The sequence below is a fragment of the aff. Roholtiella sp. LEGE 12411 genome, assembly GCF_015206995.1.
Taxonomy (GTDB): domain Bacteria; phylum Cyanobacteriota; class Cyanobacteriia; order Cyanobacteriales; family Nostocaceae; genus Komarekiella.
In genome coordinates this window covers 12,891-28,428 of record NZ_JADEXR010000034.1, presented here as the reverse complement: position 1 = coordinate 28,428, position 15,538 = coordinate 12,891, and the positions used below count along the sequence as shown (strand labels likewise).

Annotated in this window: 9 protein-coding genes; 3 read left to right on the top strand and 6 right to left on the bottom strand. The window is 41.4% G+C overall.

Annotated elements, in window-relative coordinates; all coding sequences use genetic code 11:
* Window positions 1–42 precede the first annotated feature (42 nt).
* The 5 genes from IQ246_RS10380 to IQ246_RS10360 all read right to left on the bottom strand — a co-directional run bounded on the left by IQ246_RS10380 (window position 43) and on the right by IQ246_RS10360 (window position 7,293).
* Complete coding sequence (locus IQ246_RS10380) at window positions 43–1,224, bottom strand: M20 family metallopeptidase (protein ID WP_194002657.1); 1,182 nt, start codon at window positions 1,222–1,224, stop codon at window positions 43–45.
* Between the two features lie 221 nt (window positions 1,225–1,445).
* Window positions 1,446–2,009: a pentapeptide repeat-containing protein gene (locus tag IQ246_RS10375; protein ID WP_194002655.1), complete on the bottom strand. Its 564-nt coding sequence runs from the start codon at window positions 2,007–2,009 to the stop codon at window positions 1,446–1,448.
* 275 nt (window positions 2,010–2,284) lie between these two features.
* Window positions 2,285–4,039, bottom strand: a complete 1,755-nt coding sequence (locus tag IQ246_RS10370) for a serine/threonine-protein kinase (protein WP_194002653.1) — start codon at window positions 4,037–4,039, stop codon at window positions 2,285–2,287.
* A gap of 281 nt (window positions 4,040–4,320) precedes the next feature.
* On the bottom strand, window positions 4,321–5,094 hold the full coding sequence (gene aqpZ, locus IQ246_RS10365; protein ID WP_194002651.1) for an aquaporin Z: 774 nt from the start codon (window positions 5,092–5,094) through the stop codon (window positions 4,321–4,323).
* A gap of 600 nt (window positions 5,095–5,694) precedes the next feature.
* Entirely contained in the window at window positions 5,695–7,293 is a 1,599-nt protein-coding gene (locus IQ246_RS10360) for a peptide ligase PGM1-related protein (protein WP_194002649.1), read from the bottom strand.
* A gap of 873 nt (window positions 7,294–8,166) precedes the next feature.
* Here IQ246_RS10360 and IQ246_RS10355 point away from each other — a divergent pair.
* Both IQ246_RS10355 and IQ246_RS10350 read left to right on the top strand, forming a co-directional pair.
* Window positions 8,167–9,021 (top strand): SDR family oxidoreductase, encoded by an 855-nt coding sequence (locus IQ246_RS10355; protein WP_194002699.1) that lies wholly within the window; start codon window positions 8,167–8,169, stop codon window positions 9,019–9,021.
* A 167-nt stretch (window positions 9,022–9,188) separates the two neighbouring features.
* Window positions 9,189–9,446 (top strand): hypothetical protein, encoded by a 258-nt coding sequence (locus IQ246_RS10350; RefSeq protein ID WP_194002647.1) that lies wholly within the window; start codon window positions 9,189–9,191, stop codon window positions 9,444–9,446.
* 59 nt (window positions 9,447–9,505) lie between these two features.
* Here IQ246_RS10350 and mgtE read toward each other — a convergent pair whose 3' ends face one another.
* Complete coding sequence (gene mgtE, locus IQ246_RS10345) at window positions 9,506–10,906, bottom strand: magnesium transporter (RefSeq protein ID WP_194002645.1); 1,401 nt, start codon at window positions 10,904–10,906, stop codon at window positions 9,506–9,508.
* Window positions 10,907–12,383: 1,477 nt separating this feature from the next.
* Between mgtE and IQ246_RS10340 the strand changes: the two genes are divergently transcribed.
* On the top strand, window positions 12,384–15,455 hold the full coding sequence (locus IQ246_RS10340) for a PA14 domain-containing protein (RefSeq protein ID WP_194002643.1): 3,072 nt from the start codon (window positions 12,384–12,386) through the stop codon (window positions 15,453–15,455).
* The last annotated feature ends 83 nt before the right edge of the window (window positions 15,456–15,538 follow it).

Genomic DNA, 15,538 nt, shown 5'->3' with positions numbered 1-15,538 from the left:
AAAAGCTGGTTAAGTTGTCTCAAAACCTTATAGATTTCGTATTTAATCTTGTTGCCAGTATTTGTAAGCAGCATAAGCCATAGTTACAACCCCGATGAGAATCGCAGATTCATCAACTTCAAATTCGGGATGGTGTAATGGGTAATTAATAATTCTATCCTTGTAGCCTACACCTAAGCGAAACATAGAACCGGGGGCATGTTCCAAATAAATAGAAAAATCTTCAGCACCTAGGGAAGGTTCAGGTAAAACTTGGACGCGATCGCTACTCCAAGCTTCTTCGGCAGATGATTGCAAAAGTTGCGTTAGGGCATAATCATTTTGCACGCTGGGCACGCCTTGGCCATAATTAACTTGATAACTTGCCCCATAAGTATGGCAGACATTAGCCACAACGTTTTCAATCCAGTTGGGAAGATGAGCACGGGTTTCGGGATGGAGCGATCGCACAGTTCCCAACATCTGCACTTTATCAGCAATTACATTCGGCGCTCTACCACCACTAATCTTCCCAATGCTCAATACTACAGGACGTAACGGATTCTGCGTCCTGCTAATAGCTTGTTGCAGTGTGGTAATTACTTGCGAAGCAATCCAAATTGCATCAATCGCCTCATGGGGACGCGCCCCGTGCCCAGATTCACCAATTATGATAATCTCTAAATCATCAGCAGCAGCCGTCAATGCCCCGTAACGCACGCCAATAGACCCTGCGGGTATAGAAGGGAAAACGTGAACCCCTAATACAGCTGAGACATTTTCCATCGCCCCATCTTTCACCATCCAGCTTGCCCCTTGGGCAATTTCCTCTGCCGGCTGAAATAAAAACCGCACTTTACCACCCAATTCATCTGCTACTTGGGACAGTACCATTGCTGTTCCCAAACCCACTGTAGTATGGACATCGTGACCACAGGCGTGCATAATTCCTTCTGCACGAGAGGCGTATTCTAAACAGGTGCGTTCTTGAATTGGCAACGCATCCATATCAGTGCGAATTGCCAATAAACGGTTATCTTGGCTAGTACCTTGCAGTTCTGCGATAACACCTGTTTTACCAACCCCCTCTTGCACATGCAGACCACTGGAAGATAATACACCAGCTACGAAGGCTGCTGTTTGATACTCTTGACCGCTGAGTTCTGGATGAGAGTGAATATGGCGGCGAATTTCAATTAAACGGGGCGCTAATTTTGCTGCTAAGTCTTGAATACGGGTAAGCATCGATTAATTAATCTACAGACTTTTTTCCTATGATAAAGAATTGTTAATAAACAAAATGCTTTTAACCACACAAGGATTGGCATTACCTAGCTGAAGAGAGGGAAAGATGTGGAGAACAACTGAACTCTTGTACAGACGCGATTAATTGCGTCTGTACTCCTGCCTCCTACTTGCTACACAATTTTGTTTGCTCATTAGCTTAAACACTGACTCAAAGCTATTTATCTTGTGTAGCAGGTTGTGCCTCGGATATTTTCAGCTTTGAATTTATTACACTCTCTAGGAATTGCACGCTCTAACGACCACCAATAGGGTTTGTCAGAAGTGACGACACCATTAGCTAGCGTTGTTAGCCGGAAGTTTGCCGCCCGAAAATTAGTGAACTGCAATTTCGCACCCTTTAGGTTGGCTGCTTCCAAATTGGCACTAATGAAGCCAGCGTAGGACAAATCAGCATTTTCCAGGGATGCTGATTTTAAATTTGCACCTGTTAAGGAAGCGCCACTGAGATTCGCCGAAGTCAAAACCGCAGCTTCTAAATTGGCACCAGTCAGATCGGCATTAGTGAGATTAACCTGAGATAATGTTGCACCGCTCAAGTTAGCCCCGCGCAAATTCGCTCCAGTTAGATTCAGTTGAGTTAGGTCAGCACTGCTCAAATCGCATCTAGGACAGGCATTTGCTGCTTTCAACTGATCCAAGTCTTGTTGGTTCAACGCAAAAGCTTGCTCTGCAAAGCTGAAACAAGCTAATAGGGCGGCGGTAGCCAAAGTCTTAAGTTTCATAGTTTTTACAGATGTCCACAAGGATGACTAGTTATGCATTTTGCCTACTGTCATCCTTACATATACGAGTTTTCTAACAAACAGTAGGGATGAAGCATTGATTAAGAAGGTATGAAAATAGTATAAATTATGATGATAAAGCTACTCAAAACAAAATGTTAGGATTTAGAATCAGAGCATAGCCGATTATACCGAACTCTTTATAGACTACCACGTATGTGATCCCCCTAGCTCAATGAAAAACGACTAGGGGGATCTTGTTTTTGGATATATAATTAACGCCATCCCAAAAGACGCAACCCAGGCACAATAAAGTAGTAGCTTGCTCCCAACCAGAAGCTCATAAAGACGCCTACAAAACCAAAAAAAGCTAGAGGCAACCATAACTCCGACCAACCAGGCTGACTAGAAAAATGCCAGATAGGCGGTGTCAACTTTAAAAGAATCAAAATTGCAAAGGCGATCGCAGTGCCAAAGGAAGCGATTACAGCATAAACTATGTGATGACTGCGAAGGCCTAAACTCAAAGTGAGCAGGCAAACTGCTACTAAAATAAATGCCACCAAGCCCTCGCCGCTATCTTTGGGTGTGATTAATTGCAAAACCAACCATCCAAAGCCATAGCTAATCATAGCCATCAACGACGCCACCAAGAACCGCCGTCGTTGCCCAAAACACCCCGACATTGTTAATCCCCAAGCGGTTCCCACACCCGCAGCCAGGAAAACCAGAATATCTGCCCCCAACACAGGTTGAGTATTGGGAACTAATTGATTTAACTGATGTAGCATCAATTCCACAACTTGATTGCCCAAGTTTGTGCGATACGCCAAAATAAAACCAGCGATCGCACCTGAACAAGCGCCGATACAAGTCAGCATCATCGCCCAAATCGTTGCTGCACAGGCTTGTAAAACTTTAAAAATCATCTGAACTATGAAATGAGTAATTTTGCCGATAGCTCGATTCAAGTCGGCGAAAGCTTGCTCAACAGCGTGTATTAACAGTGCAAATTTTTGGGATGCTTGCGTTGAGGTTTGCTGAACAGTGTCTCGCAGTTGGGAAAACAACCCCTGCTGTGGTGACGCTTTGGAAATTTTCGCTAAACGTTTTTGAATAATAGCTGCATTTGCTGGACGCGATCGCACATCATCTCGTACCATCTCATCTAGCAAATCTGCCAGTTGCGGTTTGACATTCACCCCAACACGCCAGCGTAACTCCCCAGTTTGCGGATCTTCTAACTGCGGCGGATACTTGCCCGTTAGTAATTCAATCATCGTTCGACCGAGGGCATAAAAATCAGCACTTGGCCCCACATTCCCCCCAGTCACTTGTTCAGGAGGACTGTAGCCAGAAGAAAATAGCCTAGTGGAACTAGATCGACGCAGCATCGCCGTGCTAAATTGTTTTGCTCCACCAAAATCAATTAGTACCAGCCGCTCCCCACCCGTCACCCCCTGTTGGGGTACATTTGCTGAGGGAGTACCCAGCATCAAATTAGAAGGTTTGATGTCGCGGTGAATAATCTGGCGCTTGTGTAGTACCTGTAAAATTTTTACAGTCTGAGCAAACCAGTTTAATACCAAATCTTCAGGACACCCTTGAGGATATTTTTTTAACATCTCCTCTAGAGTTTGCCCATTGATTTTTTCCATCACCAGACAAGCTAGTCGGCGCTGTTTTGGACTAAACAAATTTATTTGAAAATACCCATCAGCATCGACTGTAGGGACACCTGGATGCCTCAAGCTACTTAAAACCGCTGCTTCTTGGGTAAACAATTCTTGTGCTTTTAGTGAATCTTCCACCAACACTTTCAGCACTTTCTCTGTTTGAGTTTTTTCATCCCAAACTGCATAAATTTGAGCAAATCCTCCTGAACCTAGAGGCTGAAATGGGATATAGCGGTCTAGCAGCTGTAGCGGTGCGCCACAGCTATTACAAAATTTGTTTCCCCAAGGCTGAGGATAAGGACGTTGACAATCAGGATTTATGCAGTGAACCGCACTCTGAGTGATGTGGGACACAACCGCTATAATACAAAGGCTGACTTGATTTTAGCGTTTCTCTGCTTTTAAAAATTTTATCTTGAGCGTCAAATTATTTGACGCTCAATAATTGCTAAAATTCGGTATACCTCAAACTGAGTTTCTAGCAGGATGCTCGAATTTCCTTAGATGTTACAGGAGCATGAGCGATCGCAGTCTCATCAGAAGATACAACGTTTTTCAGGTAAATGAATTACACGGGTGGGGGCAGAACAATGTTGTGTCCTTACGATCATCTGTACTGTAATTTTTCATTGCAACTAGACTAACTCCTTGAGTTGCTGCGATTCTTCCACATTTGATTCACTAAATACAGCTAAGTAAAACCATCCTGCTAAAATGGCTCCCAAGATAGGAGCTATCCAGAACAGCCATACTTGGGAAAAAAGTTCTACGCCTGCAAACAGAGCAACTCCAGTACTGCGGGCAGGATTTACCGAGGTATTGGTTACAGGAATACTAATTAGGTGAATCAAGGTTAGTCCAAAACCAATTGCAAGTGGCGCAAGTCCTTGAGGAGCACGGCGATCAGTCACACCTAAAATAATTAGCAGAAACATAAAAGTCATCACCACTTCGGTGAGCAGGCAAGCAAACAGTGTATAACCACCTGGAGAATGAGCACCATAGCCGTTAGTCGCAAGTGGATTAGAGCCACTAAGGACAAATCCTGTTTTACCGCTAGCAATTAGGTAGATAACGCCTGCACCAACACATGCACCAAGCACTTGAGAGACAATATAAGGTAGTAGATCTGACCCTGAAAAGCGCTTTCCAGCCCACAATCCAAAAGAAACAGCTGGGTTGAAATGACCACCAGAAATATGGCCAAGTGCATAAGCCCCTGTAAGGACAGTAAGTCCAAATGCTAGAGATACGCCCACTAATCCAATACCCAATGGAAAAGAAGTATTCTCGCTGATTTTGGCAGCATCTGCCGTATAGGCGGCAGCTAAAACAGCACTGCCACAGCCACCCAGAACAAGCCAGAAAGTGCCGACCAATTCGGCTAAACAACGTTTGACAAGAGGCATATTTAGAACACTCCTTAAATTGAATTACAGATGCTAAACTAAGTACCTTTGTTTCAAGGATTTTGATATTTTAACTTCCTGGAATTATTTGTTAAAGAATGTAAAATAAATAAATTCACATCATTTGTTTTGTTTAATTATTTATTGAGGCAAGCTGTTCTTGAGTAGGGGTACTAGGGGAGATAAATAAATAGGTGTATCTAAGGTGATTAGAGTAGTAAGAATTCATTAATAATTGGACAAGCCCTTTCCAGGTGGGTAAAAATATGGCTCCAAAAATCCCCTTTTTATTTCTTGCCTCTGTGTTCTCTGCGCCTCTGCGGTTAGATAAATTACTTTGAACCGCACAGACACAGCGAAAAGTCAGAGCGCCGGTTTCCGGCGCTCTGAACTTTTCAAGACACAGAGCGCTGAGAAAAAACAATCTTATTTTACGAATCACCTTGAAAGGGCTAGTCCTAAATAATTACTTGTTACTCTCCCAACTTCCCTAGTTCAATAACAGCTTATCTTCGTGACATTCGGGACTTTGGGGGAGTCACCGTCTTTGCAGTAACTCCCCCATTCCCAAAAACTCCACCCACAAGAGGGTGGAATTTTTTATTCATATCCATCCCAACTAACGGGAAAAGCGTAATCGGAGAACGAGGGCAAATCCCTATTGTTACTACGAGTTTCTTCATCCAAAACTTTGACGACTCTGTTATAAATTTCTTCTGCTTGTTGTGGGGAATCACCAATACTAGTTAATCCCACCTTGCCAAACTGGGAAAGACAACCCATCAGATGAAACACTGTTCCTGTCTCAGTACCGCTGTCAAAGTGCAGTCTGTGGTGGGCGATGATATCCATCAAATCATTGGGTAATAATCCCCGATAGCGGTCTTTTTGCAGGTTATCGGTAGCAATGTAGTATTTGGGACGACCTTGCTGACTATAAAATAACCCCGTAGAGAGGTCATAACGACCGTTAGTTAGTAATTTCAGGGTCATGAAAGGATGAGTAGTACCGCCTTTACGGAGGTTAATTTCGATCGCCTGAATCTCCCACTCTCCATTACCCTGATCGACAGTGATGAAATCTACTCCAAAACGCTCTAAAGCGCCTTTCTCTGCTAGTTTTCTGCCAACTTTTAACCCCAATTGCTGTAATCGCAATCGATAGCTTTCATCAGCCGGGAATCGACAACCAAGATAAATCTGACCGTCTGGGCCTCCGAGAATTTGGTCGTGGGTTGAGAGGATTTCTACTTCGCCAGTGGGTGTGATTCGTCCTTGGACACTGGGCGATCGCTTAGTTTCTCCTTCTACAAATGCTTCAACAATTGCGCCTAACTCAGGAATCCGCCCGGAAAAATTATCCCAAGTCTCTTGTTTGGCTTGAAAACGCAGATTTGAGAAGCGATCGCTAATTGCTGCTACTCTTTCGGCATGAGAACCTTGTGATGATAAATTCGCAATTGGTCTAAGATCCAGCAGCGCATTCCCTTCTCCAGAAATGCCTTCGTTGAGTTTTACTACTATCCGTTGTAATGTCGGTTGGCGTTCCCACAACTGGGCAGCACCTTCTGCTAAATCTGCGGAATTCCAAACTTTTTGACTGCCATCTGGATGTGGTACTCCACTTTCGGCAAAAATTTGCCTACTGCCACTTTTACTACCCCAAATCTGCAAATCTGGTGCGGCAGCGTAAAGTGGTACATCCAATTTTACAGACAATTCGCCTTCCCATAACGCGGAGTTGTAGCAGATCATAAATGATTTTTCCTGCCTCAAAGCTTTACGAATCCGCTCTAATAAGCGGGGGCGTTCTAAAATCTTTTGACTTAAAGGCTTGAGAGAGGAATCGTAAGCAGAAAGTAACAGTAAGCGATTGCGAGCATGAGAAAAGGGAATTCCTGGCAAAAGTTGTAAATAGTATTCAATAATACTGGGATGCAATGGTACTGATGTGACATATATCAGCCTAGTTCGCGGATTCCGCAAGCGCATCAAGGAAAATAGCAACCGTTCCTCATAATGTTCACAGCCTTCAATTTTTTGGAGTTCACGCTGATCGATACTCAAGGAGGGAACAACTAAAATATCTGCTTCACTATTGTCAAACAACTCAATAGTTTTCCAACGTTCGCGCAGAGTTGATTGCAGATGGCGGAACTTATCAAACTGCTCTAATTCTGAAATATTAGTTGTTGTCATAACCCTTTTCTCATCTTGATCCCAACACTGTTTTACTACTTTGGTATATCCCCAGCCACAATTTAGATTAGAGGTACTAATATTCAACTCTGGAATTGTATCTTTTTGTAAAGCGTTGTCTTTGCTTTTAAGCAAAAAAACAAAACTATACATTAAATTTGGCGATCGCTTAAATATTCCCAAACGTTGAATATCAAATTATGAAAATTACCGTTAATTCCAAAATACTAGTATGTAATTTTACTAATTAAATACACTTTAGCTTAAAACTAAACTATTTAATGTATACGTTCTAGAGAATCTTGGCGGGAAACTGCTAGAAGTTTCTCAGAATATCTACACCTGAATTAATCTTAACGAGAATAGCAAAATTCAGCTAATTTTGAACCCACAAATTGGAAGATTGAAGTCTATATTGCTCATCACCTCAAAGCAGGCTGACAAAGACCATAAGCATAAAAGACAAAAAACATCCTTACTACTTCAAATGACATAATTTCTATTAATTTATTTTACATCTTCAGGTCGAGCAAATTGGAGTTAGGATTCCCTCTAGGGAATGATAAATTTCAGCAGGATCTCCAGCTAACTTAAAAGTAGATGTCAAGGATAAATCCTTCATCGCCAGAAAGTTCTGTACTTGTTTTCGTGGTCATAGTGGAAGTGGGTGTCTGGAGTGAGGATAAATAAGCTCAACCACGTACGATTTGCATTAATGAGTACGTTTGCTAAACATCTAGGGTGGAAACATCCAAAGTTGCAAATGGCAAGTGGGAGCCAAAGCAAAAAGTAAACCTTGGAGCGATTGTTCAATCCAAGGTTTACTTTTGGGAATGTGTTAGTCGTCAGTTCTTTTACTACTGGAACAGTTTTATGGCAGAACAAAAATTACAACCACCACAAAGTCAAGAATTACCAGGCGTTGAATCAGAAATGACGCCAAAACCTAAAGCAGATGATTCACAGTACAAAGGAAGTGATAAGTTAAAAGGCAAAGTAGCATTGATTACGGGTGGCGATAGCGGTATAGGTCGTGCTGTAGCGATCGCATTTGCCAAAGAAGGTGCAGATGTAGCGATTCTTTACCTAAATGAACACGATGACGCCAAAGAAACAAAGCAACTGGTAGAAAAACAAGGACGTCGTGCAGTACTCATCGCAGGTGACATTGGTGATGAAAACTTTTGTCAGCAAGCTGTACAACAAACAGTGGATGAGTTTGGCAAACTCGATATTCTCATCAATAACGCTGCTGAACAGCATCCGCAAGAAAGTATTGAGGATATCAGCGAAAAGCAGTTAGAGAGAACTTTCCGTACTAATATTTTCTCCATGTTTTTCTTGACCAAAGCTGCACTCAAGCATCTGCAAGAAGGCAGTTCTATCATCAACACCACATCGGTAACAGCTTATAAAGGCAATCCACAACTACTTGATTATTCTTCCACAAAAGGTGCGATCGTTGCTTTTACTCGTTCCCTATCTCAGAATTTAATTGAAAAGAGTATTCGCGTCAATGCTGTAGCTCCTGGCCCTATTTGGACACCTTTAATTCCTGCAACTTTCCCAGAAGATAAAGTTGCAGACTTCGGAAAACAAGTACCAATGCAAAGAGCCGGACAACCAGAAGAAGTAGCACCAAGTTATGTATTTTTAGCCTCCGATGATGCTTCTTATATGTCTGGTCAGGTATTACATCCTAATGGTGGCGAAGTAATTAACGGTTAAGCAAACAAGTTAGTATTCATAAGTGAAAAGTTATAAGATTTGCATTTTGAATTACTCACTTATGAATACTAATTCTATCTTCATCGTCCTCCATTGGAGAGATGAATGAATGCTAAAAAACTGATAAGCTTTTCACAGCAAACACATAATAAATAATAACTAAGTATATGGCATCTCCTACACCATTGCATGGCACAGAACTAGTAGATTGTGCTAGAGCAAATGCCAAGCAAGGAATTGAGACAGCTGCCTATCAATGTGGCTATGGTGATGATCTCAATAAATTTGCACGACAACTCAGACAAGCTTGTGAAGAAATGAATTTACAAGTAAAGGAACTCAACGAACTGATTACTGACCAAGACTTGATACTACAATTGGGTACTGGCGAAATCGTTGCTCCAGATACTGCATCAGAATTATAAATCGTTGTGCAAAGTCCATAGTCAAAAGTCCAAAGTCATTAGTTTTGACTCTTGACCAATCATAATTTCAAAATTACCCGCGCTAAATTGAAGTAAATTAAAACGCCTACTACATCAACTGCTGTGGTAATAAACGGTGCTGACATTAATGCAGGATCTAAGCGGAGGTAGCGAAATAAAAACGGCAGTGCAGAGCCAGAGATAGAAGCTAAAAGAGAAATAGCTACCAGACTGCTACCTACAGCGATCGCCACCTCTAATTGTCCTTGCAAAAAGTAAGCCCAGACAGTGGCGATCGTACCTAGCATTACTCCCAGCAGAGCACCAGCGATCGCTTCCCGCCCAATTACCTGTAATGCTCCAAGCGATCTGATTTCATCGGTGTTCATCCCGCGAATCACTACTGTAGAGGATTGAGCACCTACGTTACCGCCAGTACCAGTCAGCAAGGGGATAAATGCAGTTAGCGCTACCACTTTTGCCAAAATATCTTCTTGTGACTTAATAATTGTGCCTGTAATAGTATTAGTTATCAATAAAACTAACAACCATACAACTCGCTTACGAGCAATTTCCAGTAAATTCATCTGAAAATAGTTGTCACCGCCCGACTGCACACCTCCACCCAAGGCATAAATATCCTCGGTGGTTTCTTGTTGCAAAATATCAATGACATCATCTACAGTGACAATACCTACTAAACGATGTTCTCGATCCACCACAGGCACAGCCAAAAAGTCGTATCTCTGGATTAATCTTGCAACTTCTTCCTGATCTGTATCAGTGTGGATGAACACCACATCACGGGTCATAATTTCGCCAATAATTTGCTCCGGTTGAGCCGTCACCAACTCACGCAGTGATAAAATCCCTGTCAAACGCCTTTCCCCATCAGAAATATAAAGGTAATAAATCATCTCACTGGCATTAGCTAAGTTGCGAATTCGCTCTAATGCTTGAGATACCGTAAAATTTTCTTTCAGTGAGATCAACTCTGGCGTCATGATTCGCCCAGCTGTATCAGCTTCATAACCCAGTAACTGAGCTGTAGCTTGTCGTTCTGCTGGGCTAAGTTGTTCTAGCAAGCGATTGACGACTTTGGCTGGTAATTCATCAAATAACCTAGCTCGGTCATCAGGCGACATTTTATCTACAATGTCACGTACATCTTGACTTCTCAGTTCTTCGATTAACCGTTCTTGAACACTGTAGTCGAGATGTTCATAAACCTCAATTGCTTCATCCTTAGAAAGCAAGCGAAAAGCCAAAGCGTGCATTGCTTCAGGTAAACCCTCAATCGCCTCAGCAATATCCGCAGGTTGAACAGGTACCAGAATGGCTTTTGCTCCCTGCAAATCCTCCACTTCCAGCAGCATTTGCAGCTGAGTTCGCACTAAATCTCGCAATTCCCTGCGTGAGACATTCTGGAGGGACAAAGTTAAATTGTTTGTCTCAGTCAAAGTTTACTTTCCTCAGCCAGTTGGAACAAAGTTGCTGCCCTTAGTCTAGGGGAAAGTGGGAATGTGAAACGTCAAACTTGTGATTTTTCCTACTTTAGGTTAACGAGCTATTTTTATTGGTCTTTGTGGCATAGACATGGACTAGCACTCAGGATAGGGCTTCTAGGTGGCGACACAAGCCTTTGGGCTTTTCTTAGTGCCATTCCATCTAGAGCATAGACACTTAGCTTTAAAGCAAGAGCAGTTTGTAGGAGGGAACTCCCGAGAAAAACTGCGATGCTGCAAAGAGAAGTTGGGGCAAGCCTCACCTGATAGCGGAGCAAATGGGTGAGCTATTTATATTCAAGCTGAGATATATGTAATTTTTGTGTTAAAAACCACAAAAAAAATAAATACATAGGTAAAATTAAACATCATTATAAAGTAGATAGTCAAAAACTTCTTTATTATTAACTTTTTAAGGATATTGGGTTATTTTTCAAGTTATGTTTATTAATACCCATTTACTGAAATACACTGAATAAACTTGTACAATATATAAATATAAAACTTGTTTTAGCTTTTGAAATGGCACGATGATCAAGCAACTGAATAATGATACTATTATTTTTAATCTTTAAATATCAACGGTTTTCTTCATAAAATTTTCATATATTTATTGTATTTGTAATCCAGAAAACAAGTGATTATCCCGTATTTTGGTGATTTTCACTCAAGGCTTAGAAAAACTTTGATATAGCTTTAAAAACTAGATATCTATGTAAATATTTAAACAATCCTCCTAAAAAAAATAGACATAGTACTGGTATCTAGTGTCAAATATGTAATGAACTAGTTAAACCAGGGTAATTACTTAATTTACATATAAATGACGAAATCTGAAATTCCAAATCTATAAGTACGTATTTGTCCTTGCTAAGCACTACATTTACTAAAATTTCATGCATTTACTTGCATGTTAGTTAAATTATAAGTTTTCAAAAATAGTAGTTATAGAAGTAGTGTTTAAGCCTATTATTTAGTATTATCCCAAAAATAACCGAGTAAAAATAGCTTCTTTTTTAGCCAGAAGTCTATTTTGATAGAATCACGTTATATTTGGAATAATTAATGTGGATAATTAGTTGATGAATCAACTTAATTAAATTCATCAAACAAAATATTTGCATATCAAAGATTGTAATTTTCTCAAAAAGCGGGCACTAATACAAAAATTTAGATTCCTAAAATAATAGGCTGAGATAAATTTTCATACAGCCCTAATTAATGCCTTAAATACTCTTTTACCTTTTTTGGCGTGCTTGCATTAGCTTACGTTATTATGCTGGTCGTCTAGATTAAAAAATCATTTTCATAACTCAAATTTATGATTTTCATACTATAAATTTGCGTTGATTTAAAAACTTACAAGATAAAATTCACCCTCAAGTATTTATTAGGGTGTTGGTTTCAACTTAGTCGTGAGGCATATATCTCAATGAATAATCTTGCTAGTCCTAACTCTAACAATCCATTAGATCCTAATGCAAATACGAGTTCAGTAATTGCTAATCAATCGCCTTTAGATACAACTCAACAGAATTCAGTCGTAACCGCTCGAGCTAGTGATAGTAAGCTCTCTGCGGGAAATGGACTCAAGGGAGATTATTACGACAACAAAGACTTCACCGACTTCAAGCTAACTCGTACTGATGGGACGGTGAACTTTGATTGGGTTAGCAATTCTCCTGCTCCGTCTATAGGTGCAGATACTTTTTCAGTGCGATGGACAGGTCAGGTAGAAGCCAGGTACAGCGAAACCTATACCTTCTACGCTTTGGCTGATGATGGTGTGCGACTATCGGTGAACGGTAAACAAATTATCAATAGGTTTATCGACCAACGCCCTACAGAATCTAGCGGGAAGATCGCACTAGTTGCAGGTCAGAAGTACGACATTACGATGGAGTACTACGAAAACAAATTTGAAGCAATTTCCAAGCTTTCCTGGTCTAGTTCTTCTCAAGCCAAAGAAATTATTCCCCAGTCCCAACTGTATAGTGCAGATCCCACAACTCCTACAAATCCAACTCCCATAGGTAAAGGTATAGGACTCAAGGGAGAGTATTACGACAACAAAGACTTCACCGACCTGAAGCTAACTCGTACTGATGGGACGGTGAACTTTGATTGGGTTAGCAATTCTCCCGCTCCGTCCATAGGTGCAGATACTTTTTCAGTCCGATGGACAGGTCGGGTAGAAGCCAGGTACAGCGAAACCTACACCTTCTACGCTTTGGCTGATGATGGTGTGCGACTATCGGTGAACGGTAAACAAATTGTCAATCAGTTTGTCGACCAAAGCCCCACACAATCTAGCGGGACGATCGCACTAGTTGCAGGTCAGAAGTACGACATTAGCATGGAGTACTACGAAAATAAATTTGGAGCGATTTCCAAACTCTATTGGTCAAGTTCTTCTCAAACTAAAGAAATTATTCCCCAGTCCCAACTTTATTTACCAGTCTCTGTACCCATCATGACATTGGGGCCATCTCCTGAAAGTGTGAGTGAATCTGCTGGTAATGTGAGTATCACTTTGCTGCGAAGTGGTGATGATTTAAGTGGTACATCTTCAGTTAAGTATGAAACTCTAGATGAAAGCGCCAAAGCAGGGAGTGACTACACTAAAACTGCTGGGACAATTACCTTTGCGGCTGGAGAAACCAGTAAAAACATCATCATTCCGATCCTGAACAATTCATTCTTAGAACCGAATGAAACTTTTAGTTTCGTGATCGACCAACCAACAGATGGAACCCTTGGAATTCAGAGAACTACTATAATTACGATTCAAGATGATGATCGCTCTGACGTGAATATCTCTCAGCCACTAATTAATGAGAAAGATGGTAGTGCTACTATTACCGTTACACGGGGTAATGATTCGGCAACTGCTAGTGTAGATTACACAACCGTGGACGGGACTGCTAAAGTTGTATCTGATTACGAGGCTGTATCTGGAACCCTAAACTTTGCAGTGGGACAAACCAGTACAACTATTACTATCCCCATAATTAATGACACCGTTGGTGAAACGAATGAAAGCTTTTCTTTGAAATTCAGTAACGCAATTGGAGTAACACTAAATACCGAAGACACGTCTGTGATTTCAATCATTGATGATGACCCTGGTAGCTTTGTTAAAGAGACTGTGGTTTCCGGCCTGAGTAGTCCAACAGCTTTTGATTGGACACCCGACAGTCAACGCATGTTCATTGCCCAGAAAAATGGGGTAGTGAAAGTGTTTGACAATGGCAAGTTACTATCGACGCCATTTATCGATATTTCTCGACAGGTGAATGATACACGCGATCGCGGTTTGCTAGGCATTGCCGTGCATCCGGATTTCTCTAAAAATCCCTACGTTTACCTATTGTTCACCTACGATGCTCCAGAAGTCTATACAAATACTACCAGTAGCAAATTGGACGATGCTGACCAGGCTGGTAATCGTAACGCACGCCTAATTCGGGTGACAGCCGACGCTAACACCAACTATACTACTGCGATCGCTAACAGCGAAGTTGTCTTGCTGGGCAAAAACAGCACTTGGCAATATCTCAGTCGTCCAGATGCAAATAGCACAAGTGTCAGCCCTGACAATACAAATAACCCTGCACCATCAGGGATTCTCAACAAAACTACTGGCACGCTATTTGCCAATACTCAAGATTATTTAAACAATCTCGACAACATCACTAACGTTCAGGATTATATAGCCAGCGATAGCGAATCTCACTCAATTGGTAGTGTACGCTTTGGAACTGATGGTTCACTATTTGTTAGCATCGGCGATGGTACTTCCTACAACAAGGTAGATCCGCGAGCACTTCGTATCCAAGATATCGATAATCTGTCGGGTAAAATCCTACGGATTGACCCAATTACTGGTGAAGGCTTAGCAGATAATCCCTTCTACAATGATGATCCAAATAGTAATCGTTCCAAGGTCTATAACTCAGGGCTGCGTAACCCCTTCCGCTTCACCGTAGATCCAAAAAATAACACTCCCGTCATCGGTGATGTAGGTTGGAGGAAGTGGGAAGAGGTCAACATCGGCAAAAAAGGAGCTAACTTTGGTTGGCCCTACTTTGAAGGTGGTATTGATGCTAATGGCAATATAGTCAACCAAAAACAACCAAATTATGCCACTAGCCCAGATACAGCGCCATCAGCAACAGCCCTCTATAATAGTGGCTCAACAGTCACAGCACCTGCTTACACTTACATACACTATAATACTGGGACTCCTGGGAATGCCATCGTTGTAGGTGATTTTTACACAGGTAATACTTTCCCCTCAATTTATCAGAATACCTTGTTTATTGGTGATGCGAGTAAAGGAACTGTGGATGCTGTGACATTGAACAGTGAAGGTGAATTTGTCTCAACTAGACGGTTCGCCTCCGGTTTAGTGTCGCCTGTGGATATTAGAACTGGAGACGATGGAAATATTTACTATGTAAGCTTGTATTCAGGGAAAATAGAGCGCTGGCGGTCTGCTTAGAGATCAGATTTTTGTTAATTTTCCCTTTTCAAGAAACTGATTAAGTAGTTTTAGGGTAGAAGGAGATAAAGAAAAAAGTCTCC